The sequence below is a fragment of the Escherichia sp. TC-EC600-tetX4 genome, from assembly GCF_019356055.1.
Lineage (GTDB): Bacteria > Pseudomonadota > Gammaproteobacteria > Enterobacterales > Enterobacteriaceae.
Genome location: NZ_CP079924.1, coordinates 4,372,726 through 4,394,523, shown reverse-complemented (window position 1 = coordinate 4,394,523; position 21,798 = coordinate 4,372,726). Strand labels below are relative to the sequence as shown.

Genomic DNA, 21,798 nt, shown 5'->3' with positions numbered 1-21,798 from the left:
CGTTTTTGATGATAAATGCAGTGTCGGATGCGGCGCATCCGACACAGTTCACCCCTTGTGAAGTAACTCCATAAATGCCTCATATCCTGTTAACCCGGCAATAATCTCCGCCGGATGCTGACACAATATGCTTGCCAGATAGCTAAATATTTTTAGCTCATGACGCGCATCGGCGGCGGCGCAGGCGATCAAGACATGGTTAATGACTTCGTTATTCACCTCAACTGGTTGGGCGAGGGTAATAAAAAATCCACGAAAACGTCGCTCCTGTTCGCTCCAGCAATGTGGGATGGCGAGGCGATTAACAATCAGGTTTTCACCTTCGCCTTCGCGGGCGATGATGCGTTGTGCTTCATCGGCGGTAATATGGTGTTGTGCGACTAATTGCGCACAAATTTGCCGGGTAATATGTTGCCAGCTTTCACCGCGTACATTCGAATAATGAAAACTTCCGGGGGCAGAGAAAAAACGCTCCGGCTGTTGGCGAATAAATGCCGTCGCCAGAAAATGTTTTATTTGTTCGATACCGGCAGCCGTAATGATATTTTTTACGGTGATGTAATTATTTACCGCGTCATCCAGTAAATAATGGCTGTTGTTAATGATCAATAACGGCTCAATCTCTTCGCGAATGGCAACAAGTTCGCTTAAGCTACGGGCAATAATTACCCGACAATTTAAAACATCGCGCTCAATGGCGAGCTGATTAATAGTGGCAATCGCGTTCTGGTCCGAGAGCAAAATGATCGGCTGGCGTTCGTTTTGATGCCGCTCCAGCGCACAGGCAAAATACAAACCGATCAGATCGCTGTCGAAAAGGGGAATATCGAGCTGTTCACGCAGTAGCGTAATAAAGTGCAGACTCATATCAAAGGCCGCAGGCCAGGCGGCTTTCAGGTTATTCATGCTGCTCTGGCGGTGCTCAGCAATCCACACTGGTGCGGCAAGGCAACGTAATAAATGCCCGGTAATATTCTCAACCAGCTGCGCATCAATAATATTCAATGACGCGATGCCCGGCACCCTTTGCAGCAACCCCTGCACATTATCGGCTGAAATTACCTGCGCTTGCTGATGCTGTTTCTCTATCAAACCCGTCAGGGTTCTTACAGCGTTATCACCAAGAAACAGACCGCTATGTTCAACGATTTGTTTTATCTCGTCACCGGGATATTGCGGCCACTCATCGGTCAGTTGATTACGCAGGGCGTAAATCGCCAGAATCAGGCTGGAGAGATAATCACCCTGCATGAGCGGCCAGCGGTGTTGGTTGTCGCAGGCCGTGGATAAATGCTGAAGGTTGTCTCGTGTTATGCCCGCCAGCGGAATTAAAAACGGATCTTTGCGCAGCAAGTTCGCCAGCAAGATAACGCGTTTCTCTTCTGTCTCATCAATGAAATGGCCCAAACCAGGGCGGCTGGCCAGGCAACAAGTGCGTTCATAACGCTGTTTTAACCGGGGCAGACGCTCTGCTACCCACGTTTCTGGCAAATTAAGCGCCGAGGCGAGTTGCGCACGGGGAGTGAAAGTATTCAGTAATAACAGCGCCAGCAGCCGATCGTCGTTATCGTGCTTTTGCAGCAACTGAAAAAAGCTGCGGCGCTCGAAGATTTCCAGCTGATAGCCCGCACTGCCACTGGCGAAAATGCGGGCTTTGCCGTTAAGGGTGAAGTTGAGATAGTCAATATCACGCAGGATGGTCCTGCCTGAAACGCCAGTCTGTTGCGCCAGCTCGCCAGGCGTGCGCGGCTGTTGCTCCAGCAGATCGACAATCTTTAACTGGCGTTCGTTTAGCATTAATCCACCTGACGGAACTGGCTAAACGCGTTGACTTTCTCCGCAGTTAAGGTCGTCAGAAAACCCCGTATCAGCGTGAGCAGAGCTTCGTAATCGGCTTTTGAAATCATACCGCTGTTGGCGTGCAGATAACGAGTTGGCAGACACAGCGCGACAACCGGACGCCCGCCGCCCATCACGTTGTAGCGCCCGCCATCCGTCGCACCGGTTTTCATGGTGGAAAATTGCAGCGGTAAATCGTTATGTGCGGCACAGCTTTTTAACGCTGCTACCAGTTTCTGGTTGGGGAAGTAGCGCTTGTCAAACAGCATCAGCCCCGGCCCCTGGCCCAGTTTCAGCGGGTATTTAATGTTATCAATGCCCGGAACATCGCCCGCTACGGCGGTATCCAACACGATCACGACGTCCGGTTTAATGTGTTCCGCCGAGGTTTGCGCCCCGCGTAGCCCAACTTCTTCTTCCACACTGCCAACGCCATACAGCGTAATTTCGGGATTATTCACCGTCTGCAATAGTTCAGCCATCATTGCGCAGCCGATGCGGTTATCCAACGCCTTGCCGACCACTTTATCTTCGCCCCAGCAGGCAAAATTGGCTTCCGGGCTAATAAAATTACCAATTTCCACGCCGCGCTTTTCCACCTCTTCGCGACTGTTCGCGCCAATATCAATGAACATCTCATCAAATGACAGCGGTTGTTGCTTTTGCTTTTCCGTTAACGCATGAGGCGCGACGGAACCAATCACACCAGGGATTTTCACTCCCTTGTGTGTGCGTATGGTTACCCGGTGGTTGAGCATCGACTGATTCCACCAGCCGCCAATGGTGGTAAAACGCAGAAAACCGCTCTCGTCGATGTGGGTGACCATAAAGCCGACTTCATCCATATGTCCGACAACGGCAACTTTTGGACCTTTATTCCCCTTACGGGCAACAAAGCTGCCCAGACCATCGAAGGTGATTTCATTCACGCAAGGTTCCAGCGTGTTTATCAGAATGTCGCGAACTTCCTGTTCATCGCCGCTGACGGCGCTGGCTTCGCACAACTGTTGCAGTAACTCAATGTTCATGGACAAGCTCCTGTTGCGCGGCTTTCGCTTTGCGGCGTAACCACAATCCTTTCAGGACGATAATGAATGAAATGTTCAGCGCGAGGCCAATCGCCAGCACCAGATAAAACGAACCCACCGGCGACATCAGGCCGATCAGCGGGTCAAAGATACCCAAACCAGGTGCCAGACGTTTGATTCCGAAAGCGATCACCAGCACGCCGGTAATGCCGCCCGCCAGCGTATTGGCGGTAATCATCGGCAACGGAGCTGCCAGAGCGTAAGGAATAGCCGGTTCGGTTGCGACTGTGGCACCGACCACAATGGCACTACTGGCAGCCTCTTTTTCCTGTCGGGTAAACAGTTTGGGCGCAATGAACGTCGCAAGACCCGCCGCGACGGGCGGCATCAGCGCGACAACGCCGACGATGGCGTACCAGTCATAAATGTGTTTTTCCAGCAGTGAGAAGCAGAAGAACCAGGCGGTTTTATTGATGGGGCCGCCCATATCGAACGCCAGCATCGCACCGACCAGAAACGCTGCCGCAAACTTCATTGATGGAGGAATGGTATTCAGGAAGTGGAGCAGCCCGCCCATGAGGTCGGACATCACCGGCCCGATAACGTAGTAAGTGAGCACGCCGAAAACCAGCAGAGTAACGAACGGGATCAGCATTGAACCGAGCAGCGGTTGTAATGCTTTGCCAAGGCGCACTTTGCGGAACCAGAAGACGAAATAGCCAATCGCCAGCCCCAGCACCACCGCGCCGAGGAATCCCGCACCCGACTGGGTGCCGAGCAGCGCTTTGTCGTTCGCCAGATAGCAAACCAGAAACGCCGGAGCGAAAGCCGGTTTATCGGCAATCGACGAGGCAATATAAGCGCCCATGATGGGGATCATAAAGGTGAAGCCAAGGTAACCGATGGATTCAACTACCCAGGTAAACGACGGCGCGCCTTTCGACATATCGGTATACGGCAAACCGAACTGCACCAGCATGTTGGCAAGCGCCACCAGGATACCACCGCCGATGACAAACGGCAGCGCCGCAGAGACGCCCGCCATCAGGTGGCTCATCACGCTACCGCTTTGCACTTCCTGTTTGCCAAGCTTCACGCCGCTATCTGCGGCAAAAAGCTGCGAGTTTGTCGGTAATTCGCTGAAAATCTGGTCGATATTTTTCAACGCCTGGGAGATGGCAATCTCATAAACTTTCTTCCCGGCAAACCGCGCGCGATCATCACCGCTCAGGCCACGCCCGGTAGCGAGAATGACGTAATCGGCAGCGGCAATCTCTTCGCTGGATAAGCGGTTTTCAACGCCACTGGACCCTTGAGTTTCCACTTTTATGGTATGACCGAGAGAACGGGCTTTCTGTTCCAGGGCTTCCGCCACCATGTAGGTGTGAGCGATCCCGGCGGGGCAGTTGGTGATCGCGACAATACGTAAGGATGACTCCATCGCCACTTCCTTATGAGCTGAGGGTTTGATTTAACAAGGCAAGCACCTGGTCGGTATCGCCCTGTTGCAGTTGATGAATAAATTCCTTGTGAATAATTTTGCGACACAGTGTGCCGATGATTTTGACCTGATCCTCTTCGCCGCTTTGCGGCACGCCGAGGCAGATCCAGCAATTGACGTCTTCGCCATCGCTGGCTTTCCAGTCAATAGCCTGCGCTTTGCGGGCGAATAATACGAACGGTTGTTTAACGCAGGCGCTTTTACCGTGCGGCACGGCGACACCGGAACCAAATCCAGTAGAGTGCATTTTTTCGCGCAGCAGCAGGGTTTGCAGGAACTGGTGTGAGTCGGTGATAAAACCGTTTTGTAACGCTATTGTCGCCAACTGCTTCAGAACGGAATAAGCGCCATTGCCCTGAATATTCAGGTCAATACAGCTTGCAGTAAGAGCTGCCATTAATCGGACTCCATAAAATATATTTTAATCAATTGTAATGGTGGAGCGATTAAGTGATGAGAGGCGATATGTCGGTAAACAATGACAATTTGAGACAGAGTGAAAGGTCAGATTTGCGGAGTAATGCACATAATGGTTATTTAAATAAACCACATGAATCATTAATGGGTTATTCATTATTTTTGTGATTTACTCACAATGTATCAGGAAAATATAACTTACCGGGAGATGTAATATGTTTAATTTTTCAAATCGAAATTTAAAATATTGTGCCGGAGGCATCTCTGGCACATTGGGCAATTACGGCAGGTAAAACACTTCTTGCAGCTCGCTACTCACCGGGCTGTTATCCGGGTTAGCGGGCATAACATCGGTCATATATTTCCACCAACGTTGGCAAACATCAGTGCTGGCAACCGCATTCCAGCGTTCTTCAGATTCAATCTCTACCATGGCAAACAGCAGATTACGCGCTTTGTCGAGATAGATGGCGTAGTTATGCGCACCGTGAGATTTCAGCACTGCTTCCAGTTCTGGCCAGATGGGATTATGCCGACGCTGATACTCTTCGTGGGCGTCGGGGTTTACCTGCATGACAAAGGCTTTGCGGATCATGTTTGCTCCTTACAGCGCCAGCGCACTGGCGAGTGGCGTAACGCCGAAACGCTTGCCGAGCGCTATCAACTCTTCACGGCTGATGGTCTGTTTCATGCCGCCCATCGAATAAACCTTCACTAATACTTGTGCTGATTTTTCTGCGGTGTCGATTAAACCGAAGGTTTCATCCAGCGTCGGTCCGCTGCCGAAGACGCCGTGGAAGGGCCACAACACCAGCGAATGTTTTTGCATCTCTTGTGCGGTCGCCTGGCCGATTTCGTCCGTGCCGGGCACCATCCACGGCAAAATGCCAACGCCATCCGGGAATACCACCAGACACTCGGTGCTGCCTTCCCACAGTTGGCGAGTGAAGACCGCGGTGTCGTTTTCAAGTACATAGGTGAGGGCGATCAGGTTGGTGGCGTGGCAGTGCATGATCACCCGATCTTTGCCGTTGGTGGCTTTAATGCGCTCGCAGTGGGAAAGGAAGTGAGCCGGAAGTTCGGAAGTGGGGACGGCTTCGTTGGTTAACCCCCAAAGAATGTGGTAGCCCGCGCCGTCGCTGTCGACTTTTACGATGCCTAAGTTAGCCGCAGGATCAAGCTGGACGTTACGGAAGAATTTGCCCGAGCCGGTGACAATAAACGGTGTATTTGCCAGTAAAGGCATGGGCTGGCTGAGCGGGATATAGCGCGGTTGTTGGTGGAAATTGTCGTGATATGGTGCGATATCGGCGTCATCCAGGCGTAGCGTCAGGTTGCCGCCGTTGCGCTCATCCCAGCCTTTCAGCCAGGCGTCGGTGGTGGCTTTGATCATTCCCTGGACAAACCAGGACTGAGTAATGTTTTGCATGTTCTGTGTTCCTGTAAATTCGGTGTTGTCGGATGCACGACCCGTAGGCCGGATAAGGCGCTCGCGCCGCATCCGGCAATCAATGCCTGATGCGACGCTGTCGCGTCTTATCAGGCCTACAACTATTGCCGACCTGTAGGCCTGATAAGGCACTTGTGCCGCATCCGGCAATCAATGCCTGATGCGACGCTGTCGCGTCTTATCAGGCCTACAACTGTTGCCGACCTGTAGGCCGGATAAGGCACTTGTGCCGCATCCGGCAATCAATGCCTGATGCGACGCTGTCGCGTCTTATCAGGCCTACAACTATTGCCGACCTGTAGGCCGGATAAGGCACTTGTGCCGCATCCGGCAATCAATGCCTGATGCGACGCTGTCGCGTCTTATCAGGCCTACAACTGTTGCCGACCCGTAGGCCGGATAAGGCGCTCGCGCCGCATCCGGCAGTGTTTACCCGCGGCGACTCAAAATTTCTTTCTCATAAGCCCGCACGCTCTCCAGCCATTCGCTACCTGCTGGCGTATCGTGACGTTGGCAATACATTTCCCAGACCGCCTGCCACGGCAACGATTTCTGCTCTTCCAGCAGTGCCAGACGCGCAGTGTAATCGCCCGCCGCTTCCAGCTTGCGCAGCTCAGCGGTAGGTTCCAGCAACGCACGCAGCAGGGCTTTTTTCATATTGCGTGTACCAATGACCCACGCGGCAATGCGGTTGATAGAGGCATCGAAGAAGTCAAGGCCGATATGCACCCGGTCAAACAGATCGTGACGCACAATCTCACTGGCAATTGCCTGGGTTTCATCATCCAGCAGCACTACGTGATCGCTGTCCCAGCGAACCGGACGGCTGACGTGCAGCAGCAACTGCGGCACATACAGCATGGCGGCGGAAATCTTGTCGGAAATCACTTCAGTCGGGTGGAAGTGCCCGGCGTCCAGGCACAGCGCAGTCTGGCGGCTGGTGGCATACCCCATGTAAAACTCATTGGAGCCAACCGTGTAGCTCTCTGCGCCAATGCCAAACAATTTGCTCTCAACGGCGTCGATATGGTGCGCAGGGTTTAGCTTCTCGCTGATCACCTCATCCAGTGCTGCCAGCAGACGCTGACGCGGGGCGAGACGGTCAACGGTGATATCTTTCATACCATCCGGGATCCAGATGTTCATCACCGATGGTGTGCCGAGTTGCTCGCCAAAATAGGCCGAAACGCGACGGCTGGCTTTGCAGTGATCAATCCAGAACTGGCGAATGCTGTCGTCGGCATGGGAAAGCGTAAAGCCATCGGCGCTTAGCGGATGCGAAAAGCAGGAGGGGTTAAAATCCAGACCGAGCTGATTGGCTTTCGCCCATTCAACCCAGTTTTTGAAGTGCTCTGGTTTGATCTGGTCGCGCGAGACTGGCGTATCTGATTCCAGATAGATGGCATGTAAATTAAGCCGTTTCGGCCCCGGAATCAGCCGCATAGCCTGTTCCAGATCGGCACGTAGCTCACTGGCATTACGCGCTTTGCCCGGATAATTGCCTGTGGCCTGAATCCCCCCGGTCAGCGAACCTTCCGGGTTTTCAAAACCGGAAACATCATCGCCCTGCCAGCAGTGCATTGAAACGGGTAAACGATCAAGTTGGCGCAGCGCCTCCTCGACATCAATCCCCACCGCCGCGAAACGCTGTTTCGCTAGCTCCCAGGCCTGTTCCAGTTGAGTGGTCATGCGCAAAGCTCCTTTGTCTGTCGTGTAGAGTGAATCTGCGCCACATAGTGGGCAATTTCACTGTCAGGATTAGGGGTAAAGGTGGTCAGATTCGCGGTGGTGCTGACGACCTGACGGAAATCATCCACATTGTTGAGTTCATCCAGCGTCATTAACTGGATGCCGATATTGCCGAGCGTCGAGGCTTCAACAGGCCCGGCGATCACCCGAATACCGCAGGCATCGGCGCATAGCTGGTTGAGCAGCGTGTTCTGGCAGCCTCCGCCGACAATATGCAGTTGCGAGAAATCTTCACCGCGCAGCTGCGCCAGCTCATGCAACACATCGGCATACAGCAGCGCCAGACTGTCGAAAATGCAGCGCGCCAGTTCAGCATCACTTTCCGGGATCGGTTGCGCCGTTTCCCGACACGCAGCCTGAATTTCGCTGCACATCGTCTCAGGATTAATAAAGCGATCGTCATTGGGATTGATAATGAAGCGGCAAGCCGGAAGTGCCTGTGTCGCGGAGATAAGCGCCGGAAGATCGTTGATTTGCTGCTCCTGAAGCACTCGCTGAAGCAGCCATAAGCCCATAATATTTTTCAGCACCCGATAGCGACCTTCCGCCCCGCCTTCATTGGTGATGTTGGCTGCCAGTGCCGTGTCATTGGTAAATGGCGTCTGGCTTTCGAAGCCCATCAATGACCAGGTGCCAGAAGAGAGATAAGCAGCACGTGAGCCGTTTAACGGCGAGGCGATAACCGCGCTGGCGGTATCATGGCTGGCAACGGCGACCACTGGAATCTCATTACCCTGCGGGCAAATCCAGTGACCTATGACATTACCCGGATGCGTCGGGCGACCAAACCAGGCTTTGTTGGCCCCGCTCCACGCCAGTAGCGACTCGTCCCAGTCGTCGCTATTGATATTGACCAGTTGCGTGGTCGTGGCGTTGGTATATTCCCAGTTCATCTTGCCGGTCAGGCGATAACTGAAGTAATCCGGCATCAGCAGAGCGTGAGCAATGTGTGGAATAAGTTCAGGTTGTTGCTCCGTCAGCGCACGCAACTGATAAAGCGTATTGAAGGGCAGAAACTGGATGCCGCTACGTTGATAAATATCGCGTTTGCCGAGTTGTTGTTGTGCCTGCGCCATTAGGCCATTGGTGCGGCTATCGCGATAAGCAACGGGCAGGCCCACACGCTGACCCTGTTGGTCGAGCAGCACAAAGTCCACGCCCCAGGTATCAATCCCAATGCTATCGATACGAATCCCTTCCTCGCACACCTTGTTTAATCCAAGGCGAATGGCACTTTCAAGGCTATCCACATCCCAGGTGACATAGCCGTTCTGACTATGCAGCCCATTGTTAAAACGATGGATTTCGCGCAGCGTCAGGCTGCGGCATTCACGCTCGTAACGCGCCAGCATCACGCGCCCACTGGATGCGCCGAGATCGACGGCGACACAATTGCGAAAGGTCATAATGTGATCCTGCTGAATTTCATTACGACCAGTCTAAAAAGCGCCTGAATTCGCGACCTTCTCGTTACTGACAGGAAAATGGGCCATTGGCAACCAGGGAAAGATGAACGTGATGATGTTCACAATTTGCTGAATTGTGGTGATGTGATGCTCACCGCATTTCCTGAAAATTCACGCTGTATCTTGAAAAATCGACGTTTTTTACGTGGTTTTCCGTCGAAAATTTAAGGTAAGAACCTGACCTCGTGATTACTATTTCGCCGTGTTGACGACATCAGGAGGCCAGTATGACCGTATTACATAGTGTGGATTTTTTTCCGTCTGGTAACGCGTCCGTGGCGATAGAACCCCGGCTCCCGCAGGCGGATTTTCCTGAACATCATCATGATTTTCATGAAATTGTGATTGTCGAACATGGCACGGGTATTCATGTGTTTAATGGGCAGCCCTATACCATCACCGGTGGCACGGTCTGTTTCGTACGCGATCATGATCGGCATCTGTATGAACATACCGATAATCTGTGTCTGACCAATGTGCTGTATCGCTCGCCGGATCGATTTCAGTTTCTCGCCGGGCTGAATCAGTTGCTGCCACAAGAGCTGGATGGGCAGTATCCGTCTCACTGGCGCGTTAACCACAGCGTATTGCAGCAGGTGCGACAGCTGGTTGCACAGATGGAACAGCAGGAAGGGGAAAATGATTTACCCTCGACCGCCAGTCGCGAGATCTTGTTTATGCAATTACTGCTCTTGCTGCGTAAAAGCAGTTTGCAGGAGAACCTGGAAAACAGCGCATCACGTCTCAACTTGCTTCTGGCCTGGCTGGAGGACCATTTTGCCGATGAGGTGAATTGGGATGCCGTGGCGGATCAATTTTCTCTTTCACTGCGTACGCTACATCGGCAGCTTAAGCAGCAAACGGGACTGACGCCTCAGCGATACCTGAACCGCCTGCGACTGATGAAAGCCCGACATCTGCTACGCCACAGCGAGGCCAGCGTTACTGACATCGCCTATCGCTGTGGATTCAGCGACAGTAACCACTTTTCGACGCTTTTTCGCCGAGAGTTTAACTGGTCACCGCGTGATATTCGCCAGGGACGGGATGGCTTTCTGCAATAACGCGAATCTTCTCAACGTATTTGTACGCCATATTGCGAATAATCAACTTCGTTCTCTGGCCGAGGTAGCCACGGTGGCGCATCAGTTAAAACTTCTCAAAGATGATTTTTTTGCCAGCGACCAGCAGGCAGTCGCTGTGGCTGACCGTTATCCGCAAGATGTCTTTGCTGAACATACACATGATTTTTGTGAGCTGGTGATTGTCTGGCGCGGTAATGGCCTGCATGTACTCAACGATCGCCCTTATCGCATTACCCGTGGCGATCTCTTTTACATTCATGCTGACGATAAACACTCCTACGCTTCCGTTAACGATCTGGTTTTGCAGAATATTATTTATTGCCCGGAGCGTCTGAAGCTGAATCTTGACTGGCAGGGGGCGATTCCGGGATTTAACGCCAGCGCAGGGCAACCACACTGGCGCTTAGGTAGCATGGGGATGGCGCAGGCGCGGCAGGTTATCGGTCAGCTTGAGCATGAAAGTAGTCAGCATGTGCCGTTTGCTAACGAAATGGCTGAGTTGCTGTTCGGGCAGTTGGTGATGTTGCTGAATCGCCATCGTTACACCAGTGATTCGTTGCCGCCAACATCCAGCGAAACGTTGCTGGATAAGCTGATTACCCGGCTGGCGGCTAGCCTGAAAAGTCCCTTTGCGCTGGATAAATTTTGTGATGAGGCATCGTGCAGTGAGCGCGTTTTGCGTCAGCAATTTCGCCAGCAGACTGGAATGACCATCAATCAATATCTGCGACAGGTCAGAGTGTGTCATGCGCAATATCTTCTCCAGCATAGCCGCCTGTTAATCAGTGATATTTCGACCGAATGTGGCTTTGAAGATAGTAACTATTTTTCGGTGGTGTTTACCCGGGAAACCGGGATGACGCCCAGCCAGTGGCGTCATCTCAATTCGCAGAAAGATTAATTCGCCATGCCGATGCCGACGATGTTAGCGGCGACAATAATCACCACACAACCGAGGCTCAACACCGTTACCGGACGGCGTCCTGCATTGTTCCACTCTTTCAGCACCAGCCCGACGATACCGCCGCACAATACATAGAAACTCATATGCAGCATCCAACTGATGTAGTCATACTGCGCCGGAATGCGGGCGTGGCCCCAGGCATAGAAAAAGAATTGCAGATACCACATCAACCCGCCCAGTGTCGAGAGTAACACATTGTGAATGATCAGCGATTTTGCCAGCGAGAAGTCGGCTTTTAGCGACAAATCCTTCACTTTTGCCAGACGAATAAAACAGAAACCGAGGTTAATGATCGCGCCGCCGCCCATGATGACAACATAGCTTGGCAGAGCGACATACAGTGGATCGACGCCAAGTGCGGCAGCGGCTTCATGCATCGGTTTTGCGGCGTTCATCGCAAAGGACATCCCGGCAGAGAAAATGCCGCACATCACCGCCAGCACCAGCCCTTTTTTCAGATTGAACTCTTCGGCTTTAATGCCCATCTTGCGCTCTTTCAACTGCCCGGCGCGAGTTACAATCCCTACGCCAATCAGCGCCACCAGAACGCCGAGCAACGTCATGCGTCCGCCTTCGGTGCTAATCAACACATCGAAATTGCCGTTGATAATTGGCGTCATCAGCGTACCGACAATCAACGTAATGCCAATGGCGATGCCAATTCCCATCGACATGCCGAGATAACGCATGGTCAGGCCGTAGTTGATATTACCGATCCCCCACATAGCGCCGAACAGAAAAACAGGCAGTCGCGTAGAGAGACTAAACGAGCTGTAATACGCCCAGAAATTCGGTAGTAACAGGGCGCTGATGGCCCACGGCAGAATAATCCACGAAACAATCCCACCGACTGACCACATGGTTTCCCATGACCATTTTTTTACTTTTTTGAACGGAGCGTAAAAACAGGCTGCACTGGCCGCGCCGATCAAATGCCAAAATATCCCCATCGTAATCGCGTTACTCATCTTCTTATCCTCATCATTTTTCGTCGCGTCACATCTCCGACGAGATGAGTGTAAAAATCGTGCTGTCGATTAACCTTTCGCCTGTTGCCGCCGTTGTCGATTTACTGGCAATCACGGCATTAAGTGGGTGATTTGCTTCACATCTCGGGCATTTTCCTGCAAAACCATACCCTTACGAAAAGTACGGCATTGATAATCATTTTCAATATCATTTAATTAACTATAATGAACCAACTGCTTACGCGGCATTAACAATCGGCCGCCCGACAATACTGGAGATGAATATGAGCTATACCCTGCCATCCCTGCCGTATGCTTACGATGCCCTGGAACCGCACTTCGATAAGCAGACCATGGAAATCCACCACACCAAACACCATCAGACCTACGTAAACAACGCCAACGCGGCGCTGGAAAGCCTGCCAGAATTTGCCAACCTGCCGGTTGAAGAGCTGATCACCAAACTGGACCAGCTGCCAGCAGACAAGAAAACCGTACTGCGCAACAACGCTGGCGGTCACGCTAACCACAGCCTGTTCTGGAAAGGTCTGAAAAAAGGCACCACCCTGCAGGGTGACCTGAAAGCGGCTATCGAACGTGACTTCGGCTCCGTTGATAACTTCAAAGCAGAATTTGAAAAAGCGGCAGCTTCCCGCTTTGGTTCCGGCTGGGCATGGCTGGTGCTGAAAGGCGATAAACTGGCGGTGGTTTCTACTGCTAACCAGGATTCTCCGCTGATGGGTGAAGCTATTTCTGGCGCTTCCGGCTTCCCGATTATGGGCCTGGATGTGTGGGAACATGCTTACTACCTGAAATTCCAGAACCGCCGTCCGGACTACATTAAAGAGTTCTGGAACGTGGTGAACTGGGACGAAGCAGCGGCACGTTTTGCGGCGAAAAAATAATCATTTGCCGCCTGCTGCAATGAGGCGTATAGGCCGCATATCAGCTTAAAAAATGAACCATCGCCAACGGCGGTGGTTTTTTTGTGATCAATTTCAAAATAAAAACAATGATCCGATAAAAATAAAACAGCGTTTCAATTGATGTGGTTTTGATCACTTTTATTGATTAAATGAATGTCTATCTTCGTTTCCATCAACACTGATGCTCCATTGAGGAATTACGCATCAGCCCTTAAAAATATGCCGACAGGTGATGGAAATGCAGATAAAACGCTCGATTGAGAAAATCCCGGGGGGGATGATGCTCGTCCCGCTATTCCTTGGCGCACTGTGCCACACCTTCTCGCCGGGGGCGGGGAAATATTTTGGATCATTCACCAACGGGATGATTACCGGTACGGTGCCCATTCTGGCGGTGTGGTTTTTTTGCATGGGGGCGTCAATAAAATTAAGCGCGACGGGAACGGTACTGCGTAAATCCGGTACGCTGGTGGTAACTAAAATTGCCGTCGCGTGGGTGGTTGCGGCAATTGCCTCGCGTATTATTCCGGAACATGGTGTTGAAGTTGGATTCTTTGCCGGACTTTCAACGCTGGCGCTGGTGGCGGCGATGGATATGACCAATGGCGGACTTTACGCTTCCATCATGCAGCAGTACGGCACAAAAGAAGAAGCTGGGGCATTTGTGTTGATGTCGTTGGAGTCCGGGCCGCTCATGACGATGATTATTCTGGGCACTGCCGGGATTGCCTCGTTTGAACCGCATGTTTTCGTCGGCGCAGTATTACCGTTCCTGGTGGGCTTTGCCCTGGGGAACCTTGACCCTGAATTGCGAGAATTTTTCAGCAAAGCGGTGCAAACGCTGATTCCATTCTTTGCCTTCGCGCTGGGCAATACCATTGATTTGACTGTGATTGCCCAGACTGGTTTGCTGGGGATCCTGTTGGGTGTGGCAGTAATTATCGTGACCGGTATTCCGTTGATTATCGCCGATAAATTGATTGGCGGTGGCGATGGCACTGCCGGAATTGCCGCTTCCAGTTCCGCAGGGGCCGCGGTAGCGACACCTGTGCTGATTGCAGAAATGGTGCCTGCGTTTAAACCGATGGCTCCGGCAGCAACTTCGCTGGTAGCGACGGCGGTCATTGTGACTTCGATTCTGGTGCCAATTCTTACCTCTATCTGGTCACGTAAAGTCAAAGCCAGAGCAGCGAAAATCGAAATTTTAGGTACGGTGAAATAAACCTGCTTCCTTAATCCCCACAGCCGGATGAACTAACGTTCGTCCGGTTTGCTATTGAGTTCCTGCCTGGATACTTACCGCGAAAACAGCACGCCTGACATAAAATAAATATGGTCTAATGGGGAAATTTCTCGTGGAGAGGGAACAGATGCGATATCCGGTTGATGTATACACAGGCAAGATTCAGGCTTATCCCGAAGGCAAACCCAGCGCAATTGCTAAAATCCAGGTTGATGGTGAGTTGATGCTGACGGAGCTGGGGCTGGAAGGTGACGAGCAGGCGGAGAAAAAGGTTCACGGCGGGCCAGACAGAGCGCTGTGTCATTATCCTCGTGAGCATTATCTCTACTGGGCGCGGGAATTTCCGGAACAGGCGGAGTTGTTTGTTGCGCCTGCGTTTGGTGAAAACCTCTCAACCGACGGCCTGACGGAAAGTAATGTTTATATGGGCGATATTTTCCGCTGGGGAGAGGCATTAATTCAGGTCAGCCAGCCGCGCTCGCCTTGCTATAAACTCAATTACCATTTTGATATCAGCGATATAGCGCAGTTGATGCAAAACACAGGTAAGGTGGGGTGGTTGTATAGCGTGATAGCGCCAGGGAAAGTGTCTGCGGACGCGCCGCTGGAGTTGGTTTCCCGTGTCAGCGATGTGACCGTGCAGGAGGCTGCCGCCATCGCATGGCATATGCCGTTTGATGACGATCAATATCACCGTTTACTCTCCGCTGCCGGGTTATCGAAAAGCTGGACGCGGACGATGCAAAAGCGCCGACTGAGCGGCAAGATCGAAGATTTTTCCCGCCGGTTGTGGGGAAAATAACCCCCGGAGTGTAGGCCTGATAAGACGCTATCAGCGTCGCATCAGGCATCCTGCTCAAATGCCGGATGCGGCGTAAACGCCTTATCCTGCCTGCAAATGCGAAGTTTAACTCCGCTTATACAGCGGCAACCAAATCACCAGCCGTAAACCGCCCAGCGGGCTGTCTTCTGCCTTCACCCAGCCACGATGCTGCTGAATGGCGGTTTCAACAATCGCCAGCCCCAAACCTGTACCGCCAGATTCACGATCGCGTGCTTCATCGGTACGATAGAACGGACGGAAAATCTGTTCGCGATCTTCCGGGCTAACGCCAGGACCATCGTCGTCCACCGTAATGGTGATACCGTCTTTATCTACCGCAAAGCCCACTTCAATCTTCGTATGGGAATAACGCAGAGCATTACGAACAATGTTTTCCAGCGCACTTTCCAGGGCGTTCGGATTGCCGTACAGCGGCCACGGCCCAGGCGGGAAGTTAACTGTCAACGACTTGCCCATTTGCTCGGCTTCGAACGCCGCGTTATCCAGCACTTCACTCCACAACTGGTTGGCTTTGATGGTTTCGCTAACCAGCGCGTTTTTTTGCTGATTACGTGACATCACCAACAGATCGTTGATCATGCTGTCCAGACGTTGCGCTTCGGTTTCAATACGCTCCAGTTCCTTGCTTTCACCGCTACGACGGCGCAGTAACGCCGTACCCAGTTGCAGACGCGTCAGCGGGGTGCGCAGCTCGTGAGAGATATCAGAAAGCAGACGCTGCTGAGAGGTCATCATGCGCTCCAGCGCGGTGACCATCTGGTTAAAACTGGCACCTGCGGCAAGGAATTCCTGTGGCCCCGCTTCCAGTTCCGGGTGCTGGCGTAAGTTTCCCTGGGCAACTTCATCGGCAGCGTTTTTCAGCTTACGCGCCGGTTTTGCCAGACTCCAGGCCAACCACAACAGCAGCGGCGTACTGACCAACATGGTGACAATCAGCAGTAATAGCGGGCGGTCAAACAGTAAGTTAATGAAATCGGATTGAGAACTGCTGGCCGGACGAATCAGATAAAGTTGGTAATTATCTTCGCCATCACGCACGGAGAACGGACCGACCAGTTCCACGCGGCCATACTTTTTCTTCTGCGGATGATCGGCGTTATCGGCCTGACCAATAAAGTTACGAATGATCTGCATTTCGCTGCGTTCAGCGCCGATCACGCGGCCTTCGGTGGTCACCAATAACAAACGCTGTCCTGGCGGTGCCCACTTATCAATCGCCCGGAACAGACGCCGCCACCACATTAAATCGTTGGGCGGATCGTTCGCCAGCTCCGCTTCGACATGCTGCTCAATCATCAGCCCCTGACGCTGTTCGCTATCCAGAAGCTCGGTCATCTGGCGTGAATCGAGCTTGGGTAACATCAAAACCAACATCAACACCAGCGCCAGCGTCAGCCAGAAGATGGCGAAGATGCGCGCGGTTAAGCTGCCTATCATGAAGCAGAAACCATCAGATAGCCGCGACCACGCAAGGTTTTAAACCACGGGTGACCATCTTTACGATCCGGCAGTTTACGACGCAGGTTGGAAATGTGCATATCAATAGCGCGGTCGAAAGGCGTCAGGCGTTTGCCCAACACTTCCTGGCTTAAATGTTCACGGGAAACCACCTGACCCAGATGCTGTGCCAGCAAATAGAGCAGGGTAAACTCAGTACCGGTTAACTCCAGCGTTTGCCCGTCGAAGCTGGCTTCCTGACGGCCTGGATTCAGCACTAAGGCATCAACTTCCAGTGTCGGTGAACCGTTGTCGTTGTTTTGCTGTTGCTCGCTCCAGTGCGAACGGCGCAGGATCGCGCGAATACGTGCCACCAGCTCACGATCATTAAACGGTTTCGGGAGATAGTCATCTGCGCCCAGCTCAAGGCCGAGAACGCGATCAAGTTCACTGCCGCGCGCCGTCAACATAATGACAGGCGTCTGGTGTGTCTGGCGAAGTGCTTTTAATGTGTCGATACCATTTTTCTTCGGCATCATTACGTCAAGCAAAAGTAAATCAATGCTGTCGTCCAGAAGATCAAGCGCCTGTTCCCCATCGTGGGCAACAATCACGTTGAAGCCTTCCATCTCGAGCAGCTCCTTTAATAGGGAAGTCAGCTCTCGGTCATCATCAACTAACAGGATTTTATTCATTGTTTAAATACCTCCGAGGCAGAAATTACGTCATCAGACGTCGCTAATCCATGACTTTACGTTGTTTTACACCCCCTGACGCATGTTTGCAGCCTGAATCGTAAACTCTCTATCGTTGAATCGCGACAGAAAGATTTTGGGAGCAAATGATGCGCATAGTTACCGCTGCCGTCATGGCCTCAACGCTGGCAGTCAGTTCATTAAGCCACGCTGCTGAAGTCGGTTCAGGCGATAACTGGCATCCGGGTGAAGAACTTACGCAGCGCAGTACGCAGAGCCATATGTTCGACGGCATAAGTTTAACCGAACATCAGCGTCAGCAGATGCGAGATCTTATGCAACAGGCCCGGCACGAACAGCCTCCTGTTAATGTTAGCGAACTGGAGACAATGCATCGCCTTGTCACCGCAGAAAATTTTGATGAAAACGCTGTGCGCGCACAGGCAGAAAAAATGGCGAATGAGCAAATTGCTCGTCAGGTTGAGATGGCAAAAGTCCGCAACCAAATGTATCGCCTGTTAACGCCGGAGCAGCAAGCGGTTTTAAACGAGAAACATCAACAACGAATGGAGCAGTTGCGTGACGTGACGCAATGGCAAAAAAGTTCATCGTTGAAGCTATTGAGTAGTAGCAACTCACGTTCCCAGTAGTAAACCCTGTTTTCCTTGCCATAGACACCATCCCTGTCTTCCCCCACATGCTGTGGGGGTTTTTTTTATCCTCAATTTGCCTGCTGCTTAATGCATTGCAGATGATTTGCTTCCGTTATACTAGCGTCAGTTGATAGCGGGAGTATTTATGAATCAATCTTATGGACGGCTGGTCAGTCGGGCGGCGATTGCTGCGACGGCGATGGCTTCGCTGCTATTGCTGATTAAAATTTTTGCATGGTGGTATACCGGGTCGGTGAGTATTCTCGCCGCGCTGGTGGATTCGCTGGTGGATATCGGCGCGTCGTTGACGAATTTATTGGTGGTGCGATATTCCCTGCAACCTGCCGACGATAATCACTCGTTTGGTCACGGTAAAGCTGAGTCCCTCGCGGCGCTGGCGCAAAGTATGTTTATCTCCGGTTCGGCACTATTCCTGTTTTTGACGGGTATTCAACATCTGATATCTCCAACACCGATGACAGATCCAGGCGTCGGGGTTATCGTGACAATTGTGGCGCTAATTTGTACGATTATCCTTGTCTCGTTTCAGCGTTGGGTGGTGCGGCGGACGCAAAGCCAGGCGGTGCGGGCTGATATGCTACATTACCAGTCTGATGTTATGATGAACGGCGCAATTCTGCTGGCGCTGGGGTTGTCCTGGTACGGCTGGCATCGCGCCGATGCTCTGTTTGCATTGGGAATCGGCATCTATATTTTATATAGCGCGTTACGCATGGGATATGAGGCGGTACAGTCATTACTGGATCGCGCATTGCCTGATGAGGAACGGCAAGAAATTATTGATATCGTGACTTCCTGGCCGGGTGTTAGCGGCGCTCACGATCTTCGCACGCGGCAGTCAGGGCCGACCCGCTTTATTCAGATTCATTTGGAAATGGAAGACTCTCTGCCTTTGGTTCAGGCACATATGGTGGCGGATCAGGTAGAGCAGGCTATTTTACGGCGTTTTCCGGGATCGGATGTAATTATCCATCAGGACCCCTGTTCCGTCGTACCCAGGGAGGGTAAACGGTCTATGCTTTCATAATCAGTATAAAAGAGAGCCAGACCCGCATTTTGTGTATAAAATACCGCCATTTGGCCTGACCTGAATCAATTCAGCAGGAAGTGATTGTTATACTATTTGCACATTCGTTGGATCACTTCGATGTGCAAGAAGACTTCCGGCAACAGATTTCATTTTGCATTCCAAAGTTCAGAGGTAGTCATGATTAAGAAAATCGGTGTGTTGACAAGCGGCGGTGATGCGCCAGGCATGAACGCCGCAATTCGCGGGGTTGTTCGTTCTGCGCTGACAGAAGGTCTGGAAGTAATGGGTATTTATGACGGCTATCTGGGTCTGTATGAAGACCGTATGGTACAGCTAGACCGTTACAGCGTGTCTGACATGATCAACCGTGGCGGTACGTTCCTCGGTTCTGCGCGTTTCCCGGAATTCCGCGACGAGAACATCCGCGCCGTGGCTATCGAAAACCTGAAAAAACGTGGTATCGACGCGCTGGTGGTTATCGGCGGTGACGGTTCCTACATGGGTGCAATGCGTCTGACCGAAATGGGCTTCCCGTGCATCGGTCTGCCGGGCACTATCGACAACGACATCAAAGGCACTGACTACACTATCGGTTTCTTCACTGCGCTGAGCACCGTTGTAGAAGCGATCGACCGTCTGCGTGACACCTCTTCTTCTCACCAGCGTATTTCCGTGGTGGAAGTGATGGGCCGTTATTGTGGAGATCTGACGTTGGCTGCGGCCATTGCCGGTGGCTGTGAATTCGTTGTGGTTCCGGAAGTTGAATTCAGCCGTGAAGACCTGGTAAACGAAATCAAAGCGGGTATCGCGAAAGGTAAAAAACACGCGATCGTGGCGATTACCGAACATATGTGTGATGTTGACGAACTGGCGCATTTCATCGAGAAAGAAACCGGTCGTGAAACCCGCGCAACTGTGCTGGGCCACATCCAGCGCGGTGGTTCTCCGGTGCCTTACGACCGTATTCTGGCTTCCCGTATGGGCGCTTACGCTATCGATCTGCTGCTGGCAGGTTACGGCGGTCGTTGTGTAGGTATCCAGAACGAACAGCTGGTTCACCACGACATCATCGACGCTATCGAAAACATGAAGCGTCCGTTCAAAGGTGACTGGCTGGACTGCGCGAAAAAACTGTATTAATGATTTCGGAAAAAGGCAGATTCCTTTACCCTGAAACCGATGACAGAAGCAAAAATGCCTGATGCGCTTCGCTTATCAGGCCTACATGAATTCTGCAATTTATTGAATTTGCAAACTTTTGTAGGCCGGATAAGGCGTTCGCGCCGCATCCGGCATGGACAAAGCGCACTTTGTCAGCAATATGAGGCGGATTTCTTCCGCCTTTTTAATCCCTCAACATATACCCGCAAGTTATAGCCAATCTTTTTTTATTCTTTAATGTTTGGTTAACCTTCTGGCACGCTTTGCTCATCACAACACAACATAAGAGAGTCGGGCGATGAACAAGTGGGGCGTAGGGTTAACATTTTTGCTGGCGGCAACCAGCGTTATGGCAAAGGATATTCAGCTTCTTAACGTTTCATATGATCCAACGCGCGAATTGTACGAACAGTACAACAAGGCATTCAGCGCCCACTGGAAACAGCAAACTGGTGATAACGTGGTGATTCGTCAGTCACACGGTGGCTCAGGTAAACAAGCGACGTCGGTAATCAACGGTATTGAAGCTGATGTTGTCACGCTGGCTCTGGCCTATGACGTGGACGCAATTGCGGAACGCGGGCGGATTGATAAAGAGTGGATCAAACGTCTGCCGGATAACTCCGCACCGTACACTTCCACCATTGTTTTCCTGGTACGTAAGGGAAATCCGAAGCAGATCCATGACTGGAACGATCTGATTAAACCGGGTGTTTCGGTGATCACGCCTAATCCGAAAAGCTCTGGTGGCGCGCGCTGGAACTACCTGGCAGCCTGGGGCTACGCGCTGCATCACAACAACAACGATCAGGCAAAAGCACAGGATTTTGTTCGGGCACTGTATAAAAACGTCGAAGTTCTGGATTCTGGCGCGCGTGGCTCCACTAACACTTTTGTCGAGCGCGGAATTGGCGATGTACTGATTGCCTGGGAAAACGAAGCTCTGCTGGCAGCGAATGAACTGGGGAAAGATAAATTCGAAATCGTCACGCCGAGTGAGTCTATCCTCGCAGAGCCAACCGTGTCGGTGGTCGATAAAGTGGTCGAGAAAAAAGGTACTAAAGAGGTGGCGGAAGCCTACCTGAAATATCTCTACTCGCCAGAAGGTCAGGAAATTGCCGCGAAAAACTACTACCGTCCGCGCGACGCTGAGGTGGCGAAAAAGTACGAAAATGCGTTTCCAAAGCTGAAGTTATTCACCATTGATGAAGAGTTCGGCGGCTGGACGAAAGCGCAAAAAGAGCATTTTGCTAACGGCGGTACGTTCGATCAGATCAGCAAACGCTGATTTCCCCAGGATAATTATCAAACCCGGTGGTTT

Annotated in this window: 20 protein-coding genes; 9 read left to right on the top strand and 11 right to left on the bottom strand. The window is 51.9% G+C overall.

Annotated elements, in window-relative coordinates:
• Nucleotides 1-48: 48 nt before the first annotated feature.
• The 8 genes from KXD89_RS21275 to rhaB all read right to left on the bottom strand — a co-directional run bounded on the left by KXD89_RS21275 (nucleotide 49) and on the right by rhaB (nucleotide 9,390).
• Nucleotides 49-1,797, bottom strand: a complete 1,749-nt coding sequence (locus tag KXD89_RS21275) for a putative frv operon regulatory protein (RefSeq protein WP_000931299.1) — start codon at nucleotides 1,795-1,797, stop codon at nucleotides 49-51.
• Entirely contained in the window at nucleotides 1,797-2,867 is a 1,071-nt protein-coding gene (locus KXD89_RS21270; RefSeq protein ID WP_001019484.1) for an aminopeptidase, read from the bottom strand. Before KXD89_RS21270 ends, KXD89_RS21275 begins: the two co-directional genes overlap by 1 nt.
• A complete protein-coding gene (locus KXD89_RS21265) occupies nucleotides 2,857-4,308 on the bottom strand; it encodes a PTS fructose-like transporter subunit IIBC (protein WP_000446023.1) in 1,452 nt (483 codons plus the stop codon). Before KXD89_RS21265 ends, KXD89_RS21270 begins: the two co-directional genes overlap by 11 nt.
• Nucleotides 4,309-4,318: 10 nt before the next feature.
• Nucleotides 4,319-4,765 (bottom strand): PTS fructose transporter subunit IIA, encoded by a 447-nt coding sequence (locus KXD89_RS21260; RefSeq protein ID WP_000729595.1) that lies wholly within the window; start codon nucleotides 4,763-4,765, stop codon nucleotides 4,319-4,321.
• Between the two features lie 300 nt (nucleotides 4,766-5,065).
• Nucleotides 5,066-5,380 carry an L-rhamnose mutarotase gene (gene rhaM / locus KXD89_RS21255; protein ID WP_000619493.1) on the bottom strand — a complete coding sequence of 105 codons (315 nt, stop codon included), beginning with the start codon at nucleotides 5,378-5,380 and terminating at the stop codon, nucleotides 5,066-5,068.
• A 9-nt stretch (nucleotides 5,381-5,389) separates the two neighbouring features.
• A complete protein-coding gene (gene rhaD, locus KXD89_RS21250; RefSeq protein ID WP_001179745.1) occupies nucleotides 5,390-6,214 on the bottom strand; it encodes a rhamnulose-1-phosphate aldolase in 825 nt (274 codons plus the stop codon).
• A 450-nt stretch (nucleotides 6,215-6,664) separates the two neighbouring features.
• Complete coding sequence (gene rhaA, locus KXD89_RS21245) at nucleotides 6,665-7,924, bottom strand: L-rhamnose isomerase (protein WP_001311268.1); 1,260 nt, start codon at nucleotides 7,922-7,924, stop codon at nucleotides 6,665-6,667.
• Complete coding sequence (rhaB, locus tag KXD89_RS21240; RefSeq protein ID WP_000144073.1) at nucleotides 7,921-9,390, bottom strand: rhamnulokinase; 1,470 nt, start codon at nucleotides 9,388-9,390, stop codon at nucleotides 7,921-7,923. The genes rhaA and rhaB overlap by 4 nt, the downstream gene beginning before the upstream one ends.
• A 287-nt stretch (nucleotides 9,391-9,677) precedes the next feature.
• Between rhaB and rhaS the strand changes: the two genes are divergently transcribed.
• Both rhaS and rhaR read left to right on the top strand, forming a co-directional pair.
• A complete protein-coding gene (gene rhaS, locus KXD89_RS21235; RefSeq protein ID WP_000217137.1) occupies nucleotides 9,678-10,514 on the top strand; it encodes an HTH-type transcriptional activator RhaS in 837 nt (278 codons plus the stop codon).
• A gap of 73 nt (nucleotides 10,515-10,587) precedes the next feature.
• The gene (gene rhaR / locus KXD89_RS21230) at nucleotides 10,588-11,436 is read left to right on the top strand and encodes an HTH-type transcriptional activator RhaR (RefSeq protein WP_001336056.1); all 849 of its coding nucleotides are present in this window, start codon (nucleotides 10,588-10,590) and stop codon (nucleotides 11,434-11,436) included.
• On the opposite strand, the gene rhaT is transcribed toward rhaR, so the two are convergent.
• On the bottom strand, nucleotides 11,433-12,467 hold the full coding sequence (gene rhaT, locus KXD89_RS21225) for an L-rhamnose/proton symporter RhaT (protein WP_000063526.1): 1,035 nt from the start codon (nucleotides 12,465-12,467) through the stop codon (nucleotides 11,433-11,435). The two genes, rhaR and rhaT, sit on opposite strands and share 4 nt — an antisense overlap.
• 284 nt (nucleotides 12,468-12,751) lie before the next feature.
• On the opposite strand from rhaT, the gene sodA reads away from it, so the two are divergent.
• From sodA to yiiM, 3 genes are all read left to right on the top strand, one after another.
• The gene (sodA, locus tag KXD89_RS21220; RefSeq protein ID WP_000122641.1) at nucleotides 12,752-13,372 is read left to right on the top strand and encodes a superoxide dismutase [Mn]; all 621 of its coding nucleotides are present in this window, start codon (nucleotides 12,752-12,754) and stop codon (nucleotides 13,370-13,372) included.
• 259 nt (nucleotides 13,373-13,631) lie between these two features.
• Nucleotides 13,632-14,615, top strand: a complete 984-nt coding sequence (gene kdgT, locus KXD89_RS21215) for a 2-keto-3-deoxygluconate transporter (protein ID WP_001166063.1) — start codon at nucleotides 13,632-13,634, stop codon at nucleotides 14,613-14,615.
• Nucleotides 14,616-14,763: 148 nt separating this feature from the next.
• A complete protein-coding gene (gene yiiM, locus KXD89_RS21210) occupies nucleotides 14,764-15,438 on the top strand; it encodes a 6-hydroxyaminopurine reductase (RefSeq protein WP_001270260.1) in 675 nt (224 codons plus the stop codon).
• Nucleotides 15,439-15,543: 105 nt separating this feature from the next.
• Here yiiM and cpxA read toward each other — a convergent pair whose 3' ends face one another.
• Together cpxA and cpxR are read right to left on the bottom strand one after the other, a co-directional pair.
• Nucleotides 15,544-16,917: an envelope stress sensor histidine kinase CpxA gene (cpxA, locus tag KXD89_RS21205; protein ID WP_000580417.1), complete on the bottom strand. Its 1,374-nt coding sequence runs from the start codon at nucleotides 16,915-16,917 to the stop codon at nucleotides 15,544-15,546.
• Complete coding sequence (gene cpxR, locus KXD89_RS21200) at nucleotides 16,914-17,612, bottom strand: envelope stress response regulator transcription factor CpxR (protein WP_001033722.1); 699 nt, start codon at nucleotides 17,610-17,612, stop codon at nucleotides 16,914-16,916. Before cpxR ends, cpxA begins: the two co-directional genes overlap by 4 nt.
• A 149-nt stretch (nucleotides 17,613-17,761) precedes the next feature.
• Here cpxR and cpxP point away from each other — a divergent pair, with 149 nt between their 5' ends.
• The 4 genes from cpxP to sbp all read left to right on the top strand — a co-directional run bounded on the left by cpxP (nucleotide 17,762) and on the right by sbp (nucleotide 21,765).
• Nucleotides 17,762-18,262: a cell-envelope stress modulator CpxP gene (cpxP, locus tag KXD89_RS21195; RefSeq protein WP_001223800.1), complete on the top strand. Its 501-nt coding sequence runs from the start codon at nucleotides 17,762-17,764 to the stop codon at nucleotides 18,260-18,262.
• 148 nt (nucleotides 18,263-18,410) lie between these two features.
• Nucleotides 18,411-19,313 (top strand): CDF family cation-efflux transporter FieF, encoded by a 903-nt coding sequence (gene fieF, locus KXD89_RS21190; RefSeq protein ID WP_001076742.1) that lies wholly within the window; start codon nucleotides 18,411-18,413, stop codon nucleotides 19,311-19,313.
• A gap of 180 nt (nucleotides 19,314-19,493) precedes the next feature.
• The gene (gene pfkA, locus KXD89_RS21185; protein ID WP_000591795.1) at nucleotides 19,494-20,456 is read left to right on the top strand and encodes a 6-phosphofructokinase; all 963 of its coding nucleotides are present in this window, start codon (nucleotides 19,494-19,496) and stop codon (nucleotides 20,454-20,456) included.
• A gap of 319 nt (nucleotides 20,457-20,775) precedes the next feature.
• Entirely contained in the window at nucleotides 20,776-21,765 is a 990-nt protein-coding gene (gene sbp, locus KXD89_RS21180) for a sulfate/thiosulfate ABC transporter substrate-binding protein Sbp (RefSeq protein ID WP_001045689.1), read from the top strand.
• Nucleotides 21,766-21,798: the final 33 nt, after the last annotated feature.